At 55.7% G+C, this 784-nt stretch carries 1 protein-coding gene; it reads right to left on the bottom strand.

Annotated elements, in window-relative coordinates:
- Positions 1–311 precede the first annotated feature (311 nt).
- Positions 312–434, bottom strand: a complete 123-nt coding sequence (locus AB4Z23_RS27395) for a hypothetical protein (RefSeq protein ID WP_003518941.1) — start codon at positions 432–434, stop codon at positions 312–314.
- Positions 435–784 lie beyond the last annotated feature (350 nt).

The raw sequence follows: 784 nt of genomic DNA, 5'->3' as shown, positions 1-784 counted from the left end.
GAGTATCGTTACACCGACTTCGGCGACAAGGATTTCGATTTCGGCGGCGCTGCAATCAATGCAGATGTCGACCAGCATGCAATACGCGTCGGCCTCGGCGTAAAATTCTGATTCACCCGGACAGCAACAGCAAAAGCCCGGCCATTGTGCCGGGCTTTTTTCTTGTCCCTTTTCCGAAGGCGGGAAGCGACAAACAGGGGTGGGCAAGTACGGGCCACCTGTTGGCCAGTTGCAATGCCACCACAATGACTGAACATGCCGACCAGGACCCGGACGCGACCGGACATGCTCCTTCTCCCTCCAGCAAACGATCAGCCAGCCTCACCCACGATTTCCCCTTTGAGCAAATCCCCAAGCAGTGCACGATCGGCATCACGCAGCGCCATCTGCGTCAGCTTACACCGCAGTAAGTGGAGCAGCATCTGCGCATCCATTCCATCCGCCGGCTTTTTGCAGTTGGTTGAGAATCCATGTGCCAAGCAGCACTTTCAGCCGCACCTCGAGCTCCCGTTGCCGCGCGGCAAGGTTCCGCGGATGATGCGGGTGTTCCCTGGAGGCATTGGATCGGTACAAGCCTGTTCCATGCGTTCGACGACGACACTATTCGCGACCAAGCGCGGTGGCTAGCTGACATATCCCCTGGATTTGCTTAAGCACGCCAACCGCAGCTCGGAGCAACTTACAATTTAGATAAAATTTACGCTAAATCTTATCGGTTTGAACCGATCCGGCCATGCTACGTTTCACGCAAGTCAAATCGGGGTTTCACGCAAGTCAAATCGGG

The organism is Agrobacterium sp. MCAB5 (assembly GCF_052114365.1).
GTDB lineage: Bacteria > Pseudomonadota > Alphaproteobacteria > Rhizobiales > Rhizobiaceae > Agrobacterium > Agrobacterium tumefaciens.
This window is presented reverse-complemented; position numbering and strand designations above follow the sequence as displayed.

Coding starts and splice junctions, on each gene's coding strand:
- AB4Z23_RS27395 (WP_003518941.1), bottom strand. CDS start 434: ATGGATGCGCAGATGCTGCTCCACTTACTGCGGTGTAAGCTGACGCAG.